This window comes from Vibrio sp. 1F255, from assembly GCF_041439145.1.
In the GTDB taxonomy this organism is placed as follows: Bacteria; Pseudomonadota; Gammaproteobacteria; order Enterobacterales; family Vibrionaceae; genus Vibrio; species Vibrio crassostreae_C.
Window position 1 is genome coordinate 1 of record NZ_JBGONQ010000028.1, and the last position, 13,853, is coordinate 13,853.

The window sequence follows — 13,853 nt, forward strand, 5'->3', positions numbered from 1 at the left end:
TCACTTACTACCGTTTTTGTTTTTAGTTCCCGCTAATCCGCGATGAACCTTTTTAAAACCAATACGTTCAATTATTTTTTTAAGCCAAGCATCTTTTTGAGTTATCGGTATTTCAGGCAACCTTCCAACATAAGACATGGCACCGAGATAAAGTAGAGAGCGTAGCTCTTTGACGCCACCACACTTATCAATGCCGATCATGAACACTTTGCCACCAGAACTATGTTGTTTAGGAGTGAGACCAACGAATGCAGAAGCTTGTCTACCGTTCTTGAACTGCTTTCCATCACCAAGGGTTGTATAAAGCATTGCAGCTGTAACTTCGCCAACTCCTTCGATTGCCATCAATCTCTGGCATGGCTCTATTTGGCGAGTTAACGCATTCTTTTCTTTTTCGAATGCTATGAGCTTCGATTTTAGCTGTTTGTACTGCTCCCACAGCATAGATAAAACAGACACTACATTAGCGGGTATTTCTGTCTCTCCATCTAAAACAGTTTGAACAGAAGCCTTCAAACCTTTTTCACCTTTTGGATTAGCAACACCGTATCCTAAAATTGTTCCTCTAATGTGCTGTCCTAAAGAAACAACACTGCGAGATAAGAAACGACGACTACTCTCTAAAGATTGCATAGATTGTTGTTCAAGCGATTTTGGGCGACTGCATTTGATACCTATTTGTATCGCGGCATTAGCAATGGCCAGAGCGTCGTTGTGATCAGTTTTATGACCTTCAAGGTATCCTTTTACTTTTTTGGGATTGATGATCCGTACTTCATGTCCAAATCTTTCAGCTAACTGTCCCCAATAATGACAACCACAACAACCTTCCATGGCGACAATAGAAGGTTTTGCCTTAGCAAGAAATTCCTTCATTTTTTGTCGGCTTAGCGGTTTGTTGGAAAGCAATTCACCATGAACACTGATATGGCAGGCTTGAAGCACATTTTTTGCTAGGTCGATAGCGATAACATTCTTAGTCAGCATATTGGAATCCTCGTTTAGGGTCTCACTTTGCTAAGTGTAGATTGGCAAAGGAGGGAGTGGATTCCATACATCAAGTTAGAAATGCTTATTTCGTTAAAGTGTCCTGACTCTGTTAGCCCTACTTTTGCTTATGCCAGTAATCGTGATGAAGCTCTTGATATCCGTACCTAGCTAGGTACTGATTTTACGTGCAGCTTATTGAGCTGCGAGGAGCGAAAAACGATGAAAATGAGTGTAATCGAGGTATTCAAGAGAGCTCGGCTTGTCAGAGAATCAACACTATGTGACCAAAATCAATGTGTTATCAATAGCAATGGCTCGGTCTTGTGGGCACGGTATATTGAAAATCCGAGCCGACTCGTTTTATCGATAGTTTTGAATGGCCTAATCTTTTTTTCTGTGTGATTATTTAGCTACTTACAAAGGTTTATGGCCGGTAGGGCGCGTCTAGAAAAATGAGCCCGCCTACTAATAAAATGTTAGAGGTTTTCTATGGATTTCGACTTCGACTCAATGGATCGAATAGAAAAGGATTTTTCAGGTCTATTCGTAACTCTCTCCATGACTCAGACAAAAATCAGAGAACTGCTTGCTGAGCACGCTGATGGGAAAGTGCTCAAAGGAGATGAGCTAGTCGGATGGCTAGGTGAAATCTATACGAAAATTGCTGTAGGCGGTTACCTTGTAGATGACAGCTTCGAGCATGATGTTGAGACAACTACTGGAATGGCCATCTCGGTTAAAACTCGCCGTGGTACAAATAGTGGATGGACTCGAACTAGCGCAATCCCAAAAATTGAAGGAGAGGAAGTCCCTACGCACTTGATGTTTGTGCATCTTAATGGGGATTATGTTGTTTCTGAAATGTGGCTATATCCGTGGCAAGATTTGATCGAGCAAGAGCGTTTTAGGAAGCACATAGTTCGTGGGAATTTCCGGTCTTACTATATGTCGGTAAATCCAACCAAGGATCAGAGGTACAAGGTCTATACCAGCAACCTCTAACAAGCGCATTTTTTCGGACTGGTTTTCCGCTGAGCTACAAGCCAGTTGCAAATGCAGACTTTATTCTAAGTATATGATTTGCTGAAGGAATGTTGAATTATGTTAATTGTAGATGTGCTTGAGAAAGTTCAGAAAAAGCAACTCTCAAATACACGATTTTATGATAAGGACTGGAAACCTGATCGTACATCCGAAGTTCCGGTTAGAACTCAAAGCTATGAAAACCACAAACGATTTGATTTGTATTGTGAAATATTCGAAGCAGTGGGAGATGGTTACTTACAAGGTGAAAAGGTGATTGTCGACGAGTCAACCCATTACGATGATCTACGATTGACTAAAGAAGGCAAAGAATATCTAAAACTAATGAATACTCCTATAAATAACATACTAAAGCCGTCACTCGCTGAAGTTGTTACGAAGAGTGTTCTTGGACGTCTTATAGCCGTATTACTAGTGCCGGTTATCATCTATTCTTTTAGTTATCTATTTCCGGACTTTAGTGAGTCGGCATGGAGTTGTTTAAATGCGACTCTTAGCTATATAAAAAACAACTGGCAGTCATAACTTGAACACAACAAAAACATCAAGGTGACTCATTACACTCGGCGGTTTTGTATGGCACCCGGTGCACTTGGTGAGTTTACCGTGGCGCACCTTATGTTCGGCGTTAGGCATTTCGAGGATTATTGTGGAATATTGGAAAGATTTAGCTTCTATTTTGGGTGGTTTAGGGCAATTAGCACTAGGTTCGATTGCTTTGCTAATTACTATGGCAACGTTTTTTACCAAAAGGCAAGATGTCTTCAAAACTGAGTTGTCAAAGGCACAGTTTGAAGAAATCGGAAACCTAAGGATGATGCTTCAGCAGGTTTGGGTTGATCTATATTATGTGTCTCAGTTTAAAGGGCAGCTAGATGTCATAGGATGGGGCATTGAAGATATGAAAACTAACATGCCAGAAGAGTACGCACAATACGAGAGGTATAAAGCTAATTCATTTTCAGTCTATTATAAACTTGCAATGCCTACCTATTACCTTTTTCCTAAATGGTTATGTGAAAAAAAAGTTACGACGCATCATCAAGCAATGCAAAAATTTGCTCCGTTCACGTTAACATCTACAGCTCGAAATAAAGACCTCATTGAGGAGTATGCTAATCAAACTATTGAGTTTATAAAGTTTCTTGATGAGGCACTTAGAAAAAATGCCTAACACACATAAGTCCCAAGCCTGTCATTAGGGAATATCTATCCTTGGCTGCGTGTTAGCAGCCAACATAATCGAACAACAAAGCTGAATACTTCACGCTGTCGATGGGGTCGTTAATCGTTAATTACGACTATAGTGGATAAGTTGATTTGGCCAAGCGGTACGAGGTTTTGCAATACCTCAGATTATCCGTCAAATGCTAATTTAGCACTTTCACTAACTCGAAATTGTCCAGAACCTTCATAAGCTGAATTTTCGCCCGTGGCATTTTCTAGTTCAAAAGTCCTCCTTTCCGACTCAGAACCGAACTCTATATGAGTTGTCGGGAGATTTTCATTTACCCTCCCGACATCAAACGGATACATAGCTGATCTTCCTAGCGACTTACAACGTAAGAGGTTAGCTAAAAGGGAGAAAACAATATGTCCACCGTCTATGTCAGCATCGGAAGCAACATTAACCGCGAACATCACATCACAGAATCTCTCAAAGCGTTGAATAGTCACTTTGCACCTCTGAACATTTCTAATTTCTACGATTGTGAGCCTGTTGGTTTTGAAGGGGACAACTTCCTAAACCTAGTCGCAGGGTTTGAATGTGACCTTTCTATCGCTGAACTGGCTAAGGTTCTGCATCAAATCGAATTAGAAAATGACCGCAAGCGAGAAACTAAAGAATATGCCTCGCGCACGATGGATATCGATATCCTTCTTTACGGTAACGAAGTAGGCATTATTGATGGAGTAGAGCTGCCTCGAGGTGAAATCACCGAGTACGCTTTTGTGCTTCGACCGTTAGTTGATGTTGCCGCGCAAGAACTTCATCCCACTCTAGATATCTCTTTTCAGCATCTCTGGAACAACTTCGATCAGCTGAGTCAGAAAACCGAACTTATACCGTTCGAGGTCAGCTTCACTTAGTCCCTGTAACTGCTTTAAACAGAACGCTTGAGCTTTATTGATCTTTTCTTCTAACAGGCACGTAACTCACTCTACCTTCTAAGGTTCGGAAACTGTTATGAATCACAATGCGATTATCACCATCACAAATCTCAGATTAAGAACCTTCATCGGCTTCAACGAAGAAGAAAAAACCAAGCAGCAAGACATCGTCATAAATGCGGAGATCCATTATCCCGCGAACAACCTTTGCCTCTCTGATGATGTGGAGAACGCACTTAACTACAAAAATATCTGCAAAAAAATTATTGAACATGTTGAATCTGGACGGTTTCTGCTTTTAGAAAAGTTAACCAGCGACGTACTCGGTATTTGTATCGACCATTCATGGGTTCGATACGCTCAGGTGAGAATTGACAAGCCTCATGCTCTACGTTTCGCCGATTCCGTCTCGCTCACCCTGAGCTATGAAGCAGAACTTGAAGATTAACTCATAAGGAGCGACTCAATGCTAACCACAGAAGCTGAAAAAGTAAGAGAAGCTTTGCTCGAAAAGGGGCTTGAAACCCCGATGACATCGAGCGAAATGAACCCCGACCAGAAGTACAACCGCATCAAAGGGCTTTTGACGGAAGTTGTCAGTACGCTCGGGCTGGATTTAACCGATGACAGTCTCGCTGAAACACCTCATCGCATTGCAAAGATGTACGTTCACGAGATATTTTCAGGGCTCGACTACAATAACTTCCCCAAAATTAGTGTTATCGACAACAAAATGTCAGTTGATGAAATGGTTAAGGTATCGGATATAGATTTAACTTCGACGTGCGAACATCACTTCATCACCATCGATGGTTTAGCACAAGTGGCTTATATCCCAGAATCCAAGATTCTTGGGCTATCTAAAATAAACCGTATTGTTCGATTCTTTGCTCAGCGTCCGCAGGTTCAAGAACGCCTTACACAGCAAATCCTGGTCGCGATACAGGCTCTGGTTGAAACAGAAAATGTGGCTGTGACGATTAAAGCAACTCACTACTGCGTTAAATCGAGAGGCGTTATGGACGCTAACTCTGAAACCACCACAACCGCGCTTGGTGGCAGTTTCAAAACTAACCCTCAAACTAGAGCTGAGTTTTTACGATGAGTGAAACGATTCTAATAACTGGAGTGGGGAAGCGTTTAGGATTCGCTCTGGCGCAGCAACTTATATCTGACGGATACAAAGTCGTTGGCACTTACCGAAGCGACTATCCCCAGCTGAAAATACTGCGCGACAGTGGAGCCGACTTACAACAGGTAGACTTTTATCAACAAAGCAGCCTAGAGGGCTTTCTTCATTACGTTGGTCAAGAATATAAGACACTTCGTGCCATCATACATAACGCTTCCGACTGGAAGCCTGAGAACAAGACAAACCCCAGTGAAAATGCATCACAAATCATGCACCAGATGATGACGATTCACGCCACCGTGCCTTATCTGGTTAATTTAATGCTCAAAGACCAACTAATGTCTGGCGATAAAACGTCGGACATCATCCACATCAGTGATTACGTTGCGGAAAAAGGCAGTAAAAAACACATCGCTTACGCGGCCAGTAAAGCCGCACTCAACAACTTGACGCTGTCGTTCTCAGCGATGCTGGCTCCCAAGGTGAAAGTCAATACTCTCTCTCCTGCCATGATCAAATTCAACGAACATGACGACGAGGCGTACAAAACTAAAGCTCTTAAAAAAGCACTGATTCCCGCAGAGGCAGGCTTTGAAGAAGTGATAGATGGCATTAAGTTTGTTTTGGCTAGTCACTATATGACAGGAAGGACTTTGCACCTTGATGGCGGCAGGCACTTGAAGTGAAGTTCATGTGTTGTGATCTTGAGGCAGGATAGTCAACTAATCTATTCGTCTTTCATATCGTCTAACTACATTTTTTTAAGTTGTCCCTCGACACTTTTTGGGTTTTAGACATTAGAACGTGTTTGCATGGGCGACTCACCAAACAACTGCTTGTAGCTTTGGCAAAAATATCCCAGATGAAAAAAACCAAAGTCAAAGGCGATTTCATTGATGCACCGTTGTTCGCTCGGATTTTGCAGAATGCGCCGTACCTGGTTGAGACGTACATTTTGTATAAATTGTTTTGGTGATATGTCACAACAGGACTCAAAGGTGTATTGCAGCGTACGGCGACTGACATAAACCGCATCGCACAGTTCAGACACGGTGACGGGTTTACGGTACTGCGAGTTATCTAGGTACTGCCTAATTCGACGCATTGTGTTCTCACGCTGTGAGGCATTGGTTTTTTGCATATTTTGATTAGACGATTGAGCGAACAATTCGACCAACATATCTTGAACAATGGATTGATGAGTTTGAAAAGACCAGCGAGATTGACTCGGGGAGAGTAGTAAGCTCAAGTAAGCTTTTATTTGTTGGGTGTAGTGTTGAGAGCAACCAAGAAAGTGGCTCTTGCTGTTTAATGATTCAATCTCTAGCTGTTGCTGAATCATTTCAACCAGTGAAGGGCTTATGACTAACCCATAAATAGAAAAGGTTTCTGGCGTAAGTAGCTCAAAATCCGCCCCAGCCTCACGGATCAAAATACTATCAGGATTACCTTGTGCGTAATTGATGTGTAAAGGTCTATCGTTAGCACTGATCCCTAACCAAATCCCTTCATTAATACGACATTGCTGCTTGAGTTTTCGGTTGCTGTCTTCTCGAAATAGGTGCACGTGAGAAAATTTTCGTTCACGGATCTGACCTAGAAAACTTCCTTGACTCAGTTGGTCATATTCTTGCTGCCAGTTAAAGAGGCTGGCTGCCTGCTGATTTGCATCAAATGTGTTGAATGTGCACAAATTAGGTGCATAACGCATCAATTCTTCATCCTTTCTCATCATTCCATGACCTACCCATGTGACCCATATTAGTACAGTGTGTCTTTAAGTTTATGTTTATTAATGCTTTTTTATGTTTGCCGATTCTTGATATTCATTCGGTTCAAAAATCGCTTAATTACTCATATATACAAAAGGTTATTGAGCAAGAACTGAACCAGTTTATGAAGAGGGAATTTATGACAGCAGCTTATCGCCGACAACAAGGGCACCTGGTTTTTAACTTTGAGTCGTTAGCAGATCTGATGGCAAAGGCTACGCCAGAGCGTTCAGGGGATGTTTTGGCTGGTGTATCTGCGACTTCTGCTGCAGAGCGTGTTGTAGCTCAGATGACACTGGCAGACTTGCCCCTAAAGACGTTTTTAAATGAAGCGGTGATCCCTTATGAAAGTGATGAAGTTACTCGTTTAATCATTGATAGCCATGATAGAGAGGCGTTTAAAGCGATTGATCACCTTACAGTGGGAGACTTTCGGAACTGGCTGCTAAGTGATGAAGCCGATAGTCTCACGCTTGCAAAGCTGCGTCCTGGTTTAACTCCAGAAATGGTGGCTGCAGTGAGTAAGATCATGCGTAATCAGGATTTGATCCAAGTCGCCAAAAAATGTCGGGTAGTGACTGCGTTTCGTAACACCATTGGCTTGCCTAGTCGTTTATCCACCCGTTTACAGCCCAATCATCCAACCGATTCTCTCAATGGCATTGCCGCCAGTATTTTTGATGGTTTGATGTATGGCAATGGTGATGCTGTGATCGGCATTAATCCCGCAACAGATAATGTACCACAGGCAATTAAGTTGATGAATCTGATGGAAGAGGTCATTCAACACTACCAGATCCCGACCCAATCTTGCGTATTAACCCATGTTACAAACACGATTGAAGCGATTGAGATGGGCGCTCCGGTGGATCTCGTCTTTCAATCTATTGGTGGCACTCAAGGTACGAACGACACCTTTGGTATTAACCTTTCGATCCTTAAAGAAGCAAACGAAGCGGCGCTTTCGCTGAACCGAGGCACCGTTGGAAGTAACGTCATGTACTTTGAGACAGGGCAAGGAACATCTCTCTCTGCCAATGCTTTTCATGGTGTGGACCAACAAACTTGTGAGACACGGGCTTATGCCGTAGCGCGTCATTTTAATCCATTGTTGGTTAATACCGTGGTCGGCTTTATCGGCCCTGAATATCTCTTTGATGGAAAACAGATTATTCGAGCAGGGCTTGAGGACCATTTTTGTGGCAAATTGCTTGGCCTGCCGATGGGGTGTGATATCTGCTATACCAACCATGCCTATGCCGATCAAAATGATATGGATAACTTACTGACATTGCTCGGTGTCGCTGAGTGCTCGTTCATTATGGGGATTCCGGGTTCCGATGACATCATGCTCAATTATCAAACAACCTCGTTTCATGATGCACTTTATGCACGCAAGGTGTTGGGTTTAAAACCTGCGCCGGAGTTTGAGGAGTGGCTAACTCAGATGCAGATTTTTGATGATGTAAAAGATGTGCGCCTAAATGAACGACTCTCCGGCTCATTTGCTGGCGCTCTAGCACAACTTAATGGAGGCCCCGCACATGGGTAAGGTGGTCTCTATGGCAAAACATTCTGCTTCTAAGTTGGTAACTCAAAACCCTTGGCACGAGCTTAAAGGTTTTACATCGGCACGTATTGCACTGGGTCGAAGTGGAAATAGCGTTCCAACTAAAGAGTTGCTTTCATTTCAACTCGACCATGCACAGGCGATGGATGCCGTTCATTGTGCTTTAGATGTGGATTCATTGGTTGAGCTCATCGCTCAATCAAACTCGGTCATTCAACACACTTCTCAGGCACCAATTAAGGCGCACAGCAAAGCGACAGACAGATTCATGTATTTGCAAAGGCCGGATCTTGGTCGTGAGCTTGATGACGTCTGTTGGAATCAGTTGCAAGCCGTTCTTCATTCAGAGTCTCCCCCGTTTGATCTCGCGATAGTAGTGGCTGATGGCTTGTCTTCAATTGCCATTCAAAATCATGCAAATCCAGTCATTGAGCATCTGCTTTCTTTATTAGGGGAAGACGAAGTGCCGTGGCATGTTGCTCCTATTACTGTTGTGAGGCAGGGCCGAGTGGCAATAGGAGATGATGTTTGCGAGTGCTTACAAGCCAAGATGGTGGTGGTTTTGATTGGTGAACGCCCGGGACTGACCTCTCCAGATAGCATGGGTATGTACCTGACTTGGCAGGCAAGAAGAGGAGCAAAAGACTCTGATAGGAACTGCATTTCTAATATTCGCCCACAGGGGTTGGCTTATGAAGATGCGTGTAAGCGAGCGGTATACCTATTGAAGGAAGCTCGTCGGCTAGAGCTTTCTGGGGTCAACCTTAAAGACCGTTCGAGTATCGAGGAAGAAGGTGGTGAGCAGTTAGAAGACAAGCACACAGGCAATTTTTTAATTGGATAAAAGACAAAAATAGAGGGATTTACAATGTCAGAACATCAGGAATATTTGGCGCAAAGACAACTTAAAAGGGGCACTGCTGGGTGGATTTTGCTAGCAGGGTTAGGCGTTTCATACGTGATCTCTGGTGACTTTGCAGGCTGGAACTTTGGTATCGGTCAAGCTGGTTGGGGAGGCTTTCTTATTGCAGCAATTGCTATGGCGGTGATGTACTTCACCCTTGTCCTTTCTTTGGCGGAGATGTCTGCGGCTATTCCCGCTGCAGGAGGTGGCTATAGTTTTGCTCGACAAGCCATGGGACCAACGGGGGGATTTTTTACCGGCTTATCCGTCTTAATTGAGTATGCCCTTGCACCTGCCGCGATTGTCATTTTTATTGGCTCAGCGGTGAATGAACTAATGGGTATCGATGGTCCTCTTGTTTACGCGATCTTTTATGCCATCTTTATCGGTATTCATATGGCAGGGGTAGGAGAAGCTCTGAAAGTCATGATGGTCATCAGTGGGTTAGCCGTACTAGCAATTCTTATGACAGCAGGCGTATTGGTTAGTGAGTTTGATGCTAATAATCTGTTTGATATCGCTCCGGCAACCGCACAAGCCACAGAACTACTTCCTTTTGGTTGGTATGGTGTATGGGCGGCACTACCGTTTGCAATGTGGCTTTTTCTTGCGGTAGAAGGGGTTCCATTGGCTGCTGAAGAGGCGAAAAACCCGGCCAAGGATGTACCCAAAGGCATTATCGGCGCAATGTTATTCTTACTGGTCACCGCTACCTTAGTCGTTCTGCTGCTTGCGGGCGCTGTGGGTTCTGAAGCGATTGCGAATAGTGCCGTTCCTCTAGTCGATGCCTTGAAGTTGACCGGTAATCCAACCGTTGCAACGGCTGTTAATATACTAGGACTTGCAGGACTTATTGCTTCATTCTTCTCGATTATCTACGGTTATAGCCGCTTAGTGTTTGCATTGTCTCGTGCGGGTTACTTGCCTCAAAGCTTGTCGCTTACAAACAAAAACAAAGTGCCTGCTCGTGCTTTAGTGGTGCCGGGTGTGTTTGGTTTTGCTGTGTCATTGACCGGAGAAGGCGACCTGATCTTGGCGATGGCGGTAGTGGGGGCGACAGTGTCTTATGCATTAATGTCGCTTAGTCATATATTGTTGCGTATCAAGCAACCAGAGCTTCACCGTCCATACAAAACACCGGGTGGCATGCTGACTTCCGGCACTTCACTAGTGCTGTCGCTTATTGCAATGACGGGTGTTTATGCTTTTGACCCATCTGCATTCTTTATGACTATGGGACTCTTTGTGATTGGTGGTGCTTATTATGGCCTATATAGCCGTAATAAATTGGTCGCATCGACCGCTGAGGAAGAGTTTGAGATGCTGTCGGTTGCAGAGAAAGAGCTTGAGGCTACTAATTAGATCCAATTTCTAATGGTATTTAAGGCTCTAGTGCTTTGCTGGAGCCTTTATTACACTACTTGTAGTAACTTGCGTGTAAACCCCAATCGCGATCACCTCTAACGATAAATATTAATTTAGAAATAGTGCTGTTTTAGGATCATTTTCTTGGAACGTTTTTGTCCAGACACTTGTCATGATTTTTTATAACGAGTTAGATTCATAGCGACGAGCCCCGAAGTTCATTGATAGTGAAGTTTTCATCGCGCTAATCATGTCGATTGCCTTTCTCTAAAGATAAGTTGAAATGATGCAAAGGAAGAATTCGGCATAGATTATGAATGGGATTGATTCAGTAGACGGAATATATGATTCACTAGTAATTAGGATGAATTACTGTTCGCATGTGTATATGTAGCCTACTCCAGACTAACTTCCCTCACACCCCAACACTGCCACAAACGCATCCAAATACTTTTCTATAGTTAAATCCGCAGAAACGGGCGGTAGTTCTACAGTAATGCACGGTAGGTTTCTTTCCTGACACCATGTACCGAATGAGCCTGGGGTTTCGTAATCGACGTCTTCAACGAGCGGCAGGTTGAATTGCTTACCTAGCCAAGTGGTGAGTTCTGATCGATCGGGGTCATCGACCATGGCGAGTGGTTCGTGAAAAGAGATGACGAATTTAGGTTGGCGCTGTTCGATGAGGTTTATGAGCGATTGCACTTCAGGTTCAAGTTGTTCGGCTTGCCCGGTTTTCACTTTTACATCTCTGACTGGGGTGTGAGAACTCCAGCGATAGACGGTGCCGTTTTCTGTCCAGTTTTGAGTTGGAAAGGCGCGGTTCAGATCGACTTGGTTTGCGTTGGCACGTGTTCCTAATTGATTGCCATCTGGGTTCATAGACAGAATCACATCGTGTCGCAAGTTGGCGGCTGGCAAACTTCTTAGTGCACAAGACAAACCTGCGATAGAAGCGGTTTCGTCACCGTGCGTGCCTGCTAAGATTAGACCTCGAGATTCGCTTTCTACTTGCGCGGGGAAATAGAGCAAGGGTGCGCCCAATACTGACTTTCCATATGTTAGCGGCTTTATTGAAAATGCAGCTCTTTCTGTTCTTGGAATTAAACTCACCTTTATCTCCTGATTGATCAAGTACTATCAAGTATTAACGATTACACAAACTTACTTAAATAAACTAAAGCGTTAAAACTCGTCAACAGTCGCATTGTTAATTTTATTACTTGCTTCAAAGATAGGCTAGGAGAGCAAAAACATATGGATTTTAAGAAACATTCAACGGCTTTACTCATTTCATCTCTATTGACCCCTTTTATCTCAGTAACTGCCGTTGCTGACACATTGCCTGCGGGAACTTCTCTGGCGAAAGAACAACATTTAGTTCGTGCTAACGATGCAGAAGCGGCGACGCTTGACCCTGCGAAAGCAGAAGGCCTGCCAGAAATGCACATTCTACGTGACCTATTTGAAGGTTTAGTGATTCAAGATCGCGATGGCAATATCACCCCAGGTGTTGCACAGTCTTGGGAAACCGAAGACAACCAGACGTTTGTATTCCACCTACGTAAAGACGCGAAATGGTCGAATGGCGATCCGGTGACGGCCGATGATTTCGTGTATGCGATAAGACGCGCGGTCGATCCTAAAACGGCATCGCCGAATGTTTGGTATCTCAAGCTTACTCAAATCAACAACATTGCTGACGTAGCCGAAGGCAAAAAGCCCGTTGAAGAGTTAGGTATCTCTGCAGTCGATAAACACACGGTGAAATTCGAACTCGATAGTAAAGTGCCTTACTTTGTGGCGATGACAGGCCACACATCCATGATGCCAGTGCACAAAGCAACCCTAGAAAGTAGTGACAAGCCGTGGAGCGATCCTAAGCAATTTGTTGGTAATGGTGCATTCGTACTAGATGAGTGGGTGGTGAACGAGCGCATTGAGCTTAAGAAGAACCCGACGTACTGGGACAGTTCAGATACCCACTTAACCGAAGTAACTTATATTCCGTTTGAGAATCAGAATGCCTCGATTAACCGTTATGCGGTGGGCGAGGTCGATATTACTTCGGACGTGCCTACACACATGGCGCAGCAGCTTAAAAGCAAATATCAAGATGCGTTTACCACAGTGCCTCTGTTGTGTACTTACTACTACGCATTCAATACTACGCGACCACCTTTTGATGATGCGCGAGTACGTAAAGCTGTCTCTTATTCTATGATGCGTGACGTTATCACCAATGGTGTGACTCAGGTGGGCAACTTACCGGCTTATACCTTTGCTCATGAGTACACGGCTGGTTTTGATGCAACACAACCTGAATACAGCACGTGGACTCAGAAAGAACGCGATCAAAAGGCCAAAGAACTATTGCAAGAATCGGGCTACGATGCGTCTAACCCATTGGATTTCAAACTGCTTTACAATACCAGTGAATCGAACAAGTCGATTGCAGTGGCGATTGCATCAATGCTGAAAGGCAACTTAGGCGCACAAGTTGAACTAGAAAACCAAGAGTGGAAGTCTTACTTGGTATCGCGTCGCCAAGGTGATTTTGATGTGATGCGCGCCTCTTGGTGTGGTGACTACAATGAAGCATCAACCTTCTTGAGCCTGTTGCGTTCTGGCTCTTCAGGTAACTTTGCTCGCTACAACAATGAAAAGTACGACGCAGCAATGGATAGCGCACTAGCTGCAACCAGTGAACAAGATCGCCAAGGTTTCTATGATCAAGCAGAACAGTTGTTGGCAGAAGATATGCCGATCGCACCAATTTACTACTACATGCAGGCTCGTCTAGTACGACCAAGTGTTGGTGGGTTTGCCAAGAACAACGTAGAAGGACGAATCTATTCTAAGGACCTCTATATCAAAGAATAGATAGGCTAAACGCGAGTTCAGGCCTAACGCATAGAAATAAGAGATAGAAGAAAAGGGACGTTGATCATAAATATCTGATCA

Annotated in this window: 14 protein-coding genes; 11 read left to right on the plus strand and 3 right to left on the minus strand. The window is 43.9% G+C overall.

The window, feature by feature from the left end:
- Positions 1-987, minus strand: a complete 987-nt coding sequence (locus tag ACED41_RS15395; protein WP_371725231.1) for an IS110 family transposase — start codon at positions 985-987, stop codon at positions 1-3.
- Positions 988-1,479: 492 nt separating this feature from the next.
- Between ACED41_RS15395 and ACED41_RS15400 the strand changes: the two genes are divergently transcribed.
- The 7 genes from ACED41_RS15400 (at position 1,480) to folM (ending at position 5,964) form a co-directional block, all read left to right on the plus strand.
- Positions 1,480-1,992 (plus strand): hypothetical protein, encoded by a 513-nt coding sequence (locus ACED41_RS15400; RefSeq protein ID WP_371708895.1) that lies wholly within the window; start codon positions 1,480-1,482, stop codon positions 1,990-1,992.
- Positions 1,993-2,091: 99 nt separating this feature from the next.
- Entirely contained in the window at positions 2,092-2,559 is a 468-nt protein-coding gene (locus ACED41_RS15405) for a hypothetical protein (RefSeq protein ID WP_371725232.1), read from the plus strand.
- Between the two features lie 124 nt (positions 2,560-2,683).
- The gene (locus tag ACED41_RS15410) at positions 2,684-3,208 is read left to right on the plus strand and encodes a hypothetical protein (protein ID WP_371725233.1); all 525 of its coding nucleotides are present in this window, start codon (positions 2,684-2,686) and stop codon (positions 3,206-3,208) included.
- Between the two features lie 419 nt (positions 3,209-3,627).
- Positions 3,628-4,125, plus strand: coding sequence for a 2-amino-4-hydroxy-6-hydroxymethyldihydropteridine diphosphokinase (gene folK / locus ACED41_RS15415; protein ID WP_102320872.1), 498 nt, complete (start codon positions 3,628-3,630; stop codon positions 4,123-4,125).
- A gap of 97 nt (positions 4,126-4,222) precedes the next feature.
- Positions 4,223-4,594, plus strand: a complete 372-nt coding sequence (gene folX / locus ACED41_RS15420) for a dihydroneopterin triphosphate 2'-epimerase (protein WP_017067658.1) — start codon at positions 4,223-4,225, stop codon at positions 4,592-4,594.
- A gap of 18 nt (positions 4,595-4,612) precedes the next feature.
- Positions 4,613-5,251, plus strand: coding sequence for a GTP cyclohydrolase I FolE (gene folE / locus ACED41_RS15425; protein ID WP_048611743.1), 639 nt, complete (start codon positions 4,613-4,615; stop codon positions 5,249-5,251).
- The gene (gene folM / locus ACED41_RS15430; protein WP_371725234.1) at positions 5,248-5,964 is read left to right on the plus strand and encodes a dihydromonapterin reductase; all 717 of its coding nucleotides are present in this window, start codon (positions 5,248-5,250) and stop codon (positions 5,962-5,964) included. The genes folE and folM overlap by 4 nt, the downstream gene beginning before the upstream one ends.
- Positions 5,965-6,068: 104 nt before the next feature.
- Here folM and ACED41_RS15435 read toward each other — a convergent pair whose 3' ends face one another.
- A complete protein-coding gene (locus ACED41_RS15435; protein WP_017067657.1) occupies positions 6,069-6,989 on the minus strand; it encodes a helix-turn-helix domain-containing protein in 921 nt (306 codons plus the stop codon).
- Between the two features lie 200 nt (positions 6,990-7,189).
- Between ACED41_RS15435 and ACED41_RS15440 the strand changes: the two genes are divergently transcribed.
- The 3 genes from ACED41_RS15440 to eat are packed head-to-tail and all read left to right on the plus strand — an operon-like array spanning position 7,190 to position 10,886.
- Positions 7,190-8,602, plus strand: a complete 1,413-nt coding sequence (locus ACED41_RS15440) for an ethanolamine ammonia-lyase subunit EutB (protein ID WP_017061645.1) — start codon at positions 7,190-7,192, stop codon at positions 8,600-8,602.
- Entirely contained in the window at positions 8,595-9,464 is an 870-nt protein-coding gene (gene eutC / locus ACED41_RS15445) for an ethanolamine ammonia-lyase subunit EutC (RefSeq protein WP_017067008.1), read from the plus strand. The genes ACED41_RS15440 and eutC overlap by 8 nt, the downstream gene beginning before the upstream one ends.
- A 24-nt stretch (positions 9,465-9,488) precedes the next feature.
- Entirely contained in the window at positions 9,489-10,886 is a 1,398-nt protein-coding gene (gene eat / locus ACED41_RS15450) for an ethanolamine permease (protein WP_017061647.1), read from the plus strand.
- 408 nt (positions 10,887-11,294) lie between these two features.
- On the opposite strand, the gene mpaA is transcribed toward eat, so the two are convergent.
- A complete protein-coding gene (mpaA, locus tag ACED41_RS15455; RefSeq protein WP_371725235.1) occupies positions 11,295-12,002 on the minus strand; it encodes a murein tripeptide amidase MpaA in 708 nt (235 codons plus the stop codon).
- A 144-nt stretch (positions 12,003-12,146) separates the two neighbouring features.
- On the opposite strand from mpaA, the gene ACED41_RS15460 reads away from it, so the two are divergent.
- On the plus strand, positions 12,147-13,772 hold the full coding sequence (locus ACED41_RS15460) for an ABC transporter substrate-binding protein (RefSeq protein ID WP_371725236.1): 1,626 nt from the start codon (positions 12,147-12,149) through the stop codon (positions 13,770-13,772).
- Positions 13,773-13,853: the final 81 nt, after the last annotated feature.

Excerpts from the sequence above, each read along its gene's own strand:
- ACED41_RS15395 (WP_371725231.1), bottom strand. The coding sequence starts at position 987 with ATGCTGACTAAGAATGTTATCGCTATCGACCTAGCAAAAAATGTGCTT.
- ACED41_RS15400 (WP_371708895.1), top strand. The coding sequence starts at position 1,480 with ATGGATTTCGACTTCGACTCAATGGATCGAATAGAAAAGGATTTTTCA.
- ACED41_RS15405 (WP_371725232.1), top strand. The coding sequence starts at position 2,092 with ATGTTAATTGTAGATGTGCTTGAGAAAGTTCAGAAAAAGCAACTCTCA.
- folK (WP_102320872.1), top strand. The coding sequence starts at position 3,628 with ATGTCCACCGTCTATGTCAGCATCGGAAGCAACATTAACCGCGAACAT.
- folX (WP_017067658.1), top strand. The coding sequence starts at position 4,223 with ATGAATCACAATGCGATTATCACCATCACAAATCTCAGATTAAGAACC.
- folE (WP_048611743.1), top strand. The coding sequence starts at position 4,613 with ATGCTAACCACAGAAGCTGAAAAAGTAAGAGAAGCTTTGCTCGAAAAG.
- folM (WP_371725234.1), top strand. The coding sequence starts at position 5,248 with ATGAGTGAAACGATTCTAATAACTGGAGTGGGGAAGCGTTTAGGATTC.
- ACED41_RS15435 (WP_017067657.1), bottom strand. The coding sequence starts at position 6,989 with ATGCGTTATGCACCTAATTTGTGCACATTCAACACATTTGATGCAAAT.
- ACED41_RS15440 (WP_017061645.1), top strand. The coding sequence starts at position 7,190 with ATGACAGCAGCTTATCGCCGACAACAAGGGCACCTGGTTTTTAACTTT.
- eutC (WP_017067008.1), top strand. The coding sequence starts at position 8,595 with ATGGGTAAGGTGGTCTCTATGGCAAAACATTCTGCTTCTAAGTTGGTA.
- eat (WP_017061647.1), top strand. The coding sequence starts at position 9,489 with ATGTCAGAACATCAGGAATATTTGGCGCAAAGACAACTTAAAAGGGGC.
- ACED41_RS15460 (WP_371725236.1), top strand. The coding sequence starts at position 12,147 with ATGGATTTTAAGAAACATTCAACGGCTTTACTCATTTCATCTCTATTG.